This window comes from Sphingopyxis sp. (assembly GCF_035565275.1).
Taxonomy (GTDB): Bacteria; Pseudomonadota; Alphaproteobacteria; order Sphingomonadales; family Sphingomonadaceae; genus Sphingopyxis.
This window is the reverse complement of sequence record NZ_DATMST010000135.1, coordinates 1-6283: the sequence shown is the minus strand read 5'-3', so window position 1 is coordinate 6283 and position 6283 is coordinate 1. Positions and strand designations below refer to the sequence as shown.

The 6283-nt window shown below is 65.0% G+C and carries 7 protein-coding genes; 3 read left to right on the top strand and 4 right to left on the bottom strand.

Annotation, left to right across the window (positions count from 1 at the left end):
* Positions 1–89: adenylosuccinate synthetase (locus VN047_RS08990; protein ID WP_325541886.1), on the bottom strand; the 89-nt coding region annotated here is incomplete at its 3' end.
* Between the two features lie 133 nt (positions 90–222).
* Here VN047_RS08990 and VN047_RS08985 point away from each other — a divergent pair.
* On the top strand, positions 223–600 hold the full coding sequence (locus VN047_RS08985) for a DOPA 4,5-dioxygenase family protein (RefSeq protein ID WP_325541884.1): 378 nt from the start codon (positions 223–225) through the stop codon (positions 598–600).
* Here the strand turns inward: VN047_RS08985 and VN047_RS08980 are convergent.
* The 3 genes from VN047_RS08980 to VN047_RS08970 all read right to left on the bottom strand — a co-directional run bounded on the left by VN047_RS08980 (position 597) and on the right by VN047_RS08970 (position 4561).
* Positions 597–1709 (bottom strand): ATP phosphoribosyltransferase regulatory subunit, encoded by a 1113-nt coding sequence (locus tag VN047_RS08980; RefSeq protein WP_325541882.1) that lies wholly within the window; start codon positions 1707–1709, stop codon positions 597–599. The genes VN047_RS08985 and VN047_RS08980 overlap by 4 nt on opposite strands.
* A gap of 56 nt (positions 1710–1765) precedes the next feature.
* Complete coding sequence (gene serA, locus VN047_RS08975) at positions 1766–3352, bottom strand: phosphoglycerate dehydrogenase (RefSeq protein ID WP_325541880.1); 1587 nt, start codon at positions 3350–3352, stop codon at positions 1766–1768.
* 81 nt (positions 3353–3433) lie between these two features.
* The gene (locus tag VN047_RS08970) at positions 3434–4561 is read right to left on the bottom strand and encodes a phosphoserine transaminase (protein WP_325541878.1); all 1128 of its coding nucleotides are present in this window, start codon (positions 4559–4561) and stop codon (positions 3434–3436) included.
* Between the two features lie 172 nt (positions 4562–4733).
* On the opposite strand from VN047_RS08970, the gene VN047_RS08965 reads away from it, so the two are divergent.
* Together VN047_RS08965 and VN047_RS08960 are read left to right on the top strand one after the other, a co-directional pair.
* A complete protein-coding gene (locus tag VN047_RS08965; RefSeq protein WP_325541876.1) occupies positions 4734–5435 on the top strand; it encodes an extensin family protein in 702 nt (233 codons plus the stop codon).
* A 49-nt stretch (positions 5436–5484) separates the two neighbouring features.
* Positions 5485–6283 (top strand): LOG family protein (locus tag VN047_RS08960; protein ID WP_325541874.1); only part of this gene is annotated, 799 nt, incomplete at its 3' end.

Genomic DNA, 6283 nt, shown 5'->3' with positions numbered 1-6283 from the left:
ACGGCGTCGGCGCGGCTGGCGAGCCAGTCGACGATCTTGCCCTTGCCCTCGTCGCCCCATTGCGACCCGATGACGGTAACATTTGCCATGACAATGTCCTGCTGTGCGGGGCCATCCTGACCCGGCGCGGCCTTAGCGGATTTGGCCGGAGAGGCAAGGGCGGTGGCACGGTTGCGCCGGTCTTTTTGGCGGGGTAGCGAGGCGGAAAGAAGGATGCCCGCGATGATCGACCCCGAAGCCCCCTATCATGCCCATATCTATTTCGACGATGCCGAGCGCGCCGCTGCCACCGAACTGCGCGATGGCTTTGGTCGCGACTCGGCGATCCTGTTCGTCGGCGACATGACCGATGGCGCGGCGGGGCCGCATCCGATCGCGCAATATGAGGTGCATTTTCTGGGCGCAGCAGTTCCGGCGGTGATCGCGACGATCGAGGCGACCGGGCTGCGCGCGCTGGTCCACCCGCTTACCGATGATGATCTCGCCGATCACACGACACTGGCGCACTGGATCGGCGAGCCGGTCGAGCTGGACGTGACCGTGCTCGATCCGCCCGGCGTGAATCAGGGTATTCCGCGGTTCGGGATATCGGATTTCTAGGCTTCGACGGGTCCGTCGGGGCCGAGTGTAAACCCGCAACCCAGCGCAACGGCGTCGTCAGCTTCGGACAGCGCTGCCACGGTATGCCAATCGTCGGCACGTAAACTCGCGGCGAGCGCGGGGTCGTGGCCGAGCGGCAAGAAGATGCGGCGCTCGGCATCATTTTCGGCGCCGAGACCGGCGTCAATCAGCGGATCGGGATAGAGCGAAAAGCCGACAGCCGATTCTTCCTTTTCGCCGACAGGGATTGAATATCCGCCGCCGCGTCCGACCGCATCGCCCTGACCGGGCACGAAAATCTGGAAACCGAACCAGCTTTGATAGGCGAAGCCATGGCGCTCGGTCGGGTCGAGCGTCAGCGTGACGCGGCCGCGAACCGGTGCGGCGATCGCTTCGAGCGCATCGATGCGGGCGGTGAGAATACCCGTGGTATCGAATGCGCGCAAATCGGCGATTGCCTGATCGAAGGGGCCCGTGGCGCGGAGCAACGGCAGGTAGGCTTCGGCGCCCAGCCGCGTCAGTGCGCCGGCGTCCTTGGCGTCGAGTTCATCGCGGAGTTGCTGGATGTCGGCGTCAACGGGCAACGGACCGCCCGCGAGCAGGTCGACGACGTCGGGCAAAGTGAAGTCGATGGTGACGGGGCCGATGCCGGCGGCTTCGAGCGCGTCGATCGCGACCATGACGATCTCCCGCGCCGCGCCGACGCTGTCGCTACCGATCAGTTCGGCACCGACCTGAAGCATCTCGCGCGCGGGACGGAGCTGGCTCGCGCGCAGTTTGACGACCTGCCCGGCATAGCAGAGCCGCAACGGGCGTGGTGCTTTCGCGAGGAGCGAGGTCGCGATGCGGCCGACCTGCCGCGTGATGTCGGGGCGCAGCGCGAGCGTGCGCTGCGACACCGGATCGGTGAAACGGAGCAGATCGCGCGTCGAGGGCTCGTCCTCGCCGCCCAGTGTCTCGCGAAACTCGGCGAGCGGCGGCGAGACCCGGCCATAGCCGTGCGCGCGCATCGCGTCGACGAGCGCGCGGGTCACGCGTGACGCAGCCTCCGCCTGGCGGGGGAGGCGGTCGCGCAAACCTTCGGGTAGCAGGGCATGGGCCTTGGTCATCGAATGCGGCCTTAGGCGGGTGGCGGGAGCGTTTCAACCGCTCCCGCCCGGACGTGTCAGAACTTGAGGCCCTTCACCGTCTTTACGCCGGGCAGCTGGCAAAGCTGCCACAGCAGAGGCTCGGGCATCGGCGAGTCGAGGCTGAGAAGCAGCACCGCTTCGCCGCCGGCATCGCGGCGGCCGAGGTGGAAGGTGCCGATGTTGAGCCCGGCTTCGCCGAGCGCGGTGCCGATGCGGCCGATGAATCCCGGCGCATCCTCGTTGACGATATAGAGCATATGGCCGTCGAGATCGGCCTCGACCTTGATCCCGAACATCTCGACAAGGCGCGGGTCGCCGTTGCTGAACAGCGTGCCCGCGACCGAGCGATCGCCGTCGCTGGTCGCCACGGTGACGCGGACGAGCGTGTGATAATCGCCGTCGCGGTCGTGGCGCACTTCGCGAACATCGAGTCCCCGCTCACGCGCGAGATGCGGCGCGTTGACCATGTTCACGCTGTCCGAATAGCGGCGCATCAGACCGGTCAGCACCGCTGCGGTGATCGGCTTGAGGTTGAGTTCCGCCGCCGCGCCTTCGACCTCGACCGAGATGGTGGTGAGATTGTCGTGCGCGAGCTGGCCGACGAGGCTGCCGAGCTTTTCGGCGAGGCTCATATAGGGGCGCAGCTTCGGCGCTTCCTCGGCCGAGAGGCTGGGGACGTTGAGCGCGTTGGTAATGCCGCCGGTCAGCAGATAGTCGCTGAGCTGTTCCGCCACCTGGATCGCGACATTGACCTGCGCTTCGTCGGTCGACGCACCGAGATGCGGCGTGCAGATGAAGTTGGGCGCGCCGAACAGCGGATGGTCGGCCGCCGGCGGTTCGGTCTGGAACACGTCGAGCGCCGCGCCCGCAACATGGCCGCTTTCGAGCGCGTCCTTGAGCGCCGCTTCATCGATCAGCCCGCCGCGTGCGCAGTTGATGATGCGCACGCCCTTCTTCGCCTTGGCGATATTTTCGGCCGACAGGATGTTGCGCGTCTGGTCGGTCAGCGGCGTGTGCAGCGTGATGAAATCTGCCTTGGCGAGCAAGGTGTCGAGATCGGCCTTCTCGACGCCGAGTTCGATCGCGCGTTCGGGCGTGAGGAAGGGGTCGAAGGCGACGACCTTCATGCGCAGGCCCAGCGCGCGTTCGGCAACGATGCTGCCGATATTGCCGCAGCCGATCAGGCCGAGCGTCTTCGACGTCAGCTCGACGCCCATGAAATCATTCTTCGGCCATTTGCCCGCCTGCGTTCCCGCGTTGGCTTCGGGAATCTGGCGCGCGAGGGCGAACATCATCGCGATCGCGTGTTCGGCGGTGGTGATGCTGTTGCCGAAGGGGGTGTTCATCACGATGACGCCCTTCTTCGACGCCTCGGGAATGTCGACATTGTCGACGCCGATCCCGGCGCGGCCGACGACCTTCAGGTTCGTCGCGGCGGCGAGGACGTCGGCAGTGACCTTGGTGGCCGAACGGATGGCGAGGCCGTCATAGTCGCCGATCATCGCGATCAGCTCGTCCTTGGTCTTGCCGGTGATGACATCGACGTCGATGCCGCGCTCCTTGAAAATCGCGGCGGCTTTGGGGTCCATTTTGTCGCTGATGAGAACTTTGGGTGCGGTCATGTCTTGTCTCCGTGTCCCGGCGAAAGCCGGGATCTGTGGCGGAATGGGAAAATGGGCCCCGGCTTTCGCCGGGGTTTGCAATCAAGCGTTGAGCGAGGCGTAGGCCCAGTCGAGCCAAGGCCCGAGCGCTTCGATATCGGCGGTGTCGACGGTCGCGCCGCACCAGATGCGAAGGCCCGGCGGCGCGTCGCGGTAACCCGCGATGTCGTAGGCCGCGCCTTCGGCTTCGAGCAGAGCCGCGAACTTCTTGATGAAGCCCTCGTCGGCACCCGCGACCGACAGGCAGACCGAGGTCTTCGAGCGGCTGGCGGGATCGGCGGCGAGATGGCTCAGCCACTCACGCTCCGCAACGATCTTGTCGAGCGCGGCGGCATTCGCATCGCTGCGCGCCTTGAGGCCTTCGAGACCGCCGAGCGATTTCGCCCATTCGAGCGCGAAGATCGCATCTTCGACCGCGAGCATCGACGGGGTGTTGATCGTCTCGCCCTTGAAGACGCCCTCGGTAAGCGCTCCCTTGCTGACGAGGCGGAACACCTTCGGCAGCGGCCAGGCGGGGGTGTGGTTTTCGAGCCGTTCGACCGCCCGCGGGCCGAGGATCAGCACGCCGTGGCCGCCTTCGCCGCCGAGCACTTTCTGCCAGCTGAAGGTCGCAACGTCGATCTTGTCCCACGGCAGGTCGTAAGCGAACACCGCGCTGGTCGCGTCAGCGAAGGACAGGCCCTCGCGGTCGGCAGCGATCCAGTCGCCGTCCGGAACGCGCACGCCGCTGGTGGTACCGTTCCAGGTGAAGAGGACGTCGTTCGACCATTCGACTTCGGTCAAATCGGGAAGCTGGCCGTAATCGGCGCGAATGACGGTCGGGTCGAGCTTGAGCTGCTTAGCGGCGTCGGTGACCCAGCCCTCGCCGAAGCTCTCCCAGGCGAGCGTGGTAACGGGGCGAGCGCCCAGCATCGTCCACATCGCCATTTCAAAGGCGCCGGTGTCCGAGCCCGGAACGATGCCGATGCGGTGCGTGTCGGGAAGCTGCAGCATCTCGCGCATCAGGTCGATGCAATAGGCGAGGCGCGTCTTGCCGATCTTCGCACGATGCGAACGGCCGAGCGATTCGGTAGCGAGTTTTTCGGGGGACCAGACCGGCGGCTTGGCGCAGGGACCGGAAGAAAAATAGGGGCGCGTCGGGCGCACCTGTGGCGTCGTCACTTCACTCATCATAGTCTCTCCTTGCAGAGAGCTCGCGCGGCGTTGGGACCGCGTGGCCCGGCGCCGCGTTTAGGGATGCGGCGCGGGGTGTCAAATAAATTGCACGGACCGCGCGAAATTTTCGACGAGCCGAAAACATGGTATACGAGTTGTTAACTATTTCGTCGGTAATTTGACGGCCATGCCGATCCCGACCGTCCTGAAGCCCCGGATACTGATCGCAGCCATCGCAGCGCTGGCGCTATCCGCCTGTTTCGGCGCACCCGAGGCAATGAAGCATGGCGGGGGCAAGCGGACGACCGCGAGCAAGCCGAACCGTCCGCAATCGATCGGCACTCCCTCCTTCACCAGCGCCGAAGCGCAGCAATGCGCTTTCGATCTCAAGCAGGCCGGCGTGCGCTTCACGCCGCTCCCGAACGAGGATCATGGCGGCGGTTGCACCTCGATCGATTCAGTAAAGCTGCTCGACGTCGGAACGCCGGTGTCGGGGCTCGGCGCGATGACCTGTCCGCTTGCAAAGAATTTCGCGGCTTGGGCCCAATATGCGGTGAAACCCGCGGCGCGGAAATATTTCGGCACCGAAGTCGTGAAGATCGAGACTTTCGGCACCTACAGCTGCCGCAACATCTATGGCGGCCGCACGGGCCGGCTGTCGCAACATGCCTATTCGAATGCGATCGACGTGTCAGGATTCGTGCTGGCGGATGGCCGCCGCATCATGCTCGACGGCGGGTGGAAGGGCGACAGGTCGTCGCAGGACTTTCTTCGCGCGCTGCACAAATCGGGCTGCCGTCGCTTCGGTACGGTGCTCGGCCCCGACTACAACGCGGCGCACTATAACCATTTCCACTTCGATATGAGCGGCAACGGCTACTGCCGCTGAGCCGCTGCCTGACTTGGCAAAGTCATGCGGAACGGCTAGCCGTCCGCCAATGGCAGAAGATAAACAACCCCATCGTTCGCGTTTCCACAAAGCAAAGGATGACGCGCATTTCGCCAAGCAGGCGACCACCACCCCGCAGACCGCGAGCGCCGCTTACAAGCTGGCGTTCCAGGACAATGATTTCCTGCTGCGCGAAGATTTGCGGCCCGTCCGCTTTCAGCTCGAACTCCTGAAACCCGAACTGCTGCTCGACGAGGCGAAGATCGAATCGATGCTCGTCATCTATGGTTCGGCGCGCATTCCCGAGCCGGAAGCCGCCGACGCGCTCGAAGCCGCGGCGACCGACGACGTCCAGCGCAACATCGCTCGCCGCCTGAAGGAAAAGGCGAAATATTACGACGAGGCGCGCGCGCTCGCGCGGCTCGCGAGTCAGGTGCCGCCCGACGAGAATGGCTGCCGTCACTTCGTCGTCTGCTCGGGCGGCGGGCCGTCGATCATGGAAGCCGCCAATCGCGGCGCCGTCGACGAGGGGCAGGAGACCATCGGTCTCAACATCGTGCTTCCGCACGAGCAGATGCCAAACCCCTACGTGACTCCGGACCTCAGCTTCCAATTCCACTATTTCGCGCTTCGCAAGATGCACTTTCTGCTGCGCGCTCGGGCCGTCGCGGTATTCCCCGGCGGCTTCGGCACCTTCGACGAGATGTTCGAGCTCCTGACGCTGATCCAGACCGGCAAGGTACGCCCGCTCCCAATCCTTCTGTTCGGCCGCGACTTCTGGAGCCGGATGGTGGATTTCGAAGGCCTTGCCGACGAGGGTGTTATTGCTCGCAAGGACCTCGCGCTCC